The 2,630-nt window shown below is 59.1% G+C and carries 1 protein-coding gene and 1 pseudogene; one reads left to right on the top strand and one right to left on the bottom strand.

All coding sequences use genetic code 11. From position 1 onward, the window contains the following. Positions 1-822 (bottom strand): annotated as a pseudogene (locus tag ACJWXQ_RS05520) (S9 family peptidase); the annotation flags it as partial. A 226-nt stretch (positions 823-1,048) separates the two neighbouring features. Here ACJWXQ_RS05520 and ACJWXQ_RS05515 point away from each other — a divergent pair. Continuing rightward, a partial coding sequence (locus ACJWXQ_RS05515; protein ID WP_406672337.1) for an amidohydrolase family protein occupies positions 1,049-2,630 on the top strand: 1,582 nt, incomplete at its 3' end.

The raw sequence follows: 2,630 nt of genomic DNA, 5'->3' as shown, positions 1-2,630 counted from the left end.
GGGCTCGTCGGCAGGGATGTAGAAGCTTCGTGAACTGTTATGGTTGCCGGCGTTGATGAGGATGTATTCACCGCTCTGGGTCTCGGAGACGGAGACGAAGAGACCGTCATCTTCCTCGTCATAGACCACCCGGTCGGATTCGGGATCTGTGCCCAACTCATGATGACGGACGCGCTTGGGACGCTGATTGTCATCGCGCTCGATGTAGAAGAAGCTGGCTGAATCCGCCGCCCAGACCACATCGCCCCCGCTTTGCTCGATGGTTTCCTGGTAATCCTCGCCGCTGTCGATGTCACGAATGCGGATGGTGAAGTACTCCGAGCCCACCGTATCCACGCCGTAGGCAATCAGCTTGTGGTCGGGGCTGTGGCTCACTGCTGCGATATTGAAAAAGTCCTGGCCCTGGGCCTCCTTGTCACCATCGAAAAGGATGGTCTCCTCCGTTTCTCCCACGGGGCGGCGGGCAAAGATCGGGTACTCACCACCCTCGCGGAAGCGGGTGTAGTACTCGAAAGGCCCATCACGGCGAGGAACCGAGGCATCATCCTCCTTGATGCGTGCGCGCATTTCCTGAAACAGGCGCTCGCGCAGATCGCTGACGTCGCTCATCATCTCGTCGTGATAGCGGTTCTCCTCGTTCAGATGTTCACGAATGTCTTCGTCCAGTACGGCGGTATCGCGCAGGAGCTGCTGCCAGTTGTCGTCCCGAAGCCAGTGATAGGGATCAATTCGGGTTTCACCGTGCTGGGTGATTTCCTTCTCCCGGCGCTCGGCAACGGGCGCCTCGACCAAATCTTGTGCCTGAAATGCCTTGTGAGCCATTAATGCCTCGTCATTCTGTTGCTGTGTGGCGTTCTCGCTCTGACCGCAGGCAAGCAGGCCTGCGGCGAGGAACGGGAATACCCATGGAAGTGCCCCTTTCATTCTGCTGCCCTCACACTGGGAAGTGTCGGGAAAGATATCACAATGTGGCTTGGGGACTACGACGGTGGCCGTGGCCCTGCTAGGATTGGCCTCCGGATCTCCCCATGCCAGAAGGAAGCTTCCCATGCGTCGACTTGTTCTCCTGTTGAGTCTCTGCTTCAGCACCCTGGTCACCGGTGTCGCCCTGGCGGCCATTGAGCCCGCGCCGGAACGTGCGGAGGGAGAGGGCCCTTATGATCGCCTGATCCTGCGCGGTGCCACCCTGATCAATAGTACCGGGGCGCCGCCCAAGGGGCCGGTGGATATCGTCATCGAGGGCAACCGCATCGCCGATGTCCATGTGGTTGGCTACCCCGGCGTGGAGATCGATCCGGACGGGCGACCGGAAGCCGGCCCGGATGATCGGGAACTGGATCTGTCCGGCATGTATATCCTGCCGGGTTTTGTGGATATGCATGCCCATATCGGCGGTCGTGCCCAGGGGACGCCGGCGGAGTACGTGTTCAAGTTGTGGCTGTCCCATGGCATCACCACCATTCGTGACCCGGGCAGTTTCAATGGCATCGACTGGGTGCTGGACCATCAGCGTCGCAGCGAGGCCAATGAAATCACCGCGCCCCGCATTCAGGCCTATGCCGGTTTCGGCATGGAACACGACGGGCCGATCACCACCGAACGTCAGGCACGGCGTTGGGTGCGGTCAATGGATCGGCGTGGCGTGGATGGCTTCAAGTTCTTCGGCAGTCACCCCGATGTCCTGCGCGCTGCCATCGAAGAGGCGAGTGACCGTGGCCTGGGTACGGCACAGCACCATGCCCAGTTGGAGGTGGGGCGGGCCAATGTCCTCGACACCGCCGAATGGGGCCTGACCACCATGGAACACTGGTATGGGTTGCCGGAGGCGTTGTTCGAAGACCGCACTCTCCAGCACTATCGTCTGGACTACAACTATCAGGATGAGTATCACCGCTTTGCCGAGGCCGGCAAGCTTTGGCGGCAGGCGGCGGCGCCGGGCAGTGAGCACTGGAATCGTGTGCGGGATCAGTTGATTGATCTTGGCCTGACCATTAACCCTACCTTCAACATCTATGAAGCCAACCGGGATTTCATGGCCCAGCGCCGGGCCGAATGGCATGAGCAATATACCCTGCCTTCGCTATGGGATTTCTTTGAGCCGGATCGCCGGGCTCACGGTTCCTACTGGTTTGACTGGACCACCGAGGATGAAATCAACTGGCGTGAGAATTATCGCCTGTGGATGAAGTTCATCAATGACTACAAGAACCACGGTGGCCGGGTCACGGTAGGCTCTGATTCGGGTTATATCTACAAGATTTACGGTTTTGGCTTCATTCAGGAAATGGAACTGCTTCAGGAAGCCGGCTTTCATCCCCTGGAAGTGATTCGTGCAGCCAGTCTGCATGGTGCCAAGACGCTTGGCATGGACGATAAGGTGGGTTCCATTGAGCCGGGCAAGCTGGCCGATCTGGTGGTCGTGGAGGAGAACCCGCTGCAGAATTTGAAGGTGCTTTACGGGACCGGCGCCATTCGCGTTGATGACAATAATGAGCTCAAGCGGGTGGGTGGTGTTCGCTATACCATCAAGGACGGCATCATCTTTGACGCCGAGCAGTTGCGTGCCGATGTGCGGGAGATGGTGCAGGAGGCCAAGGACGAAAGAGACATCGAACGGCTTACGCAGCCGG

Source organism: Natronospira sp. (assembly GCF_007134575.1).
GTDB lineage: Bacteria > Pseudomonadota > Gammaproteobacteria > Natronospirales > Natronospiraceae > Natronospira > Natronospira elongata.
The sequence above is the reverse complement of the archived record's forward strand: the minus strand, read 5'-3'. Positions and strand labels throughout refer to the sequence as shown.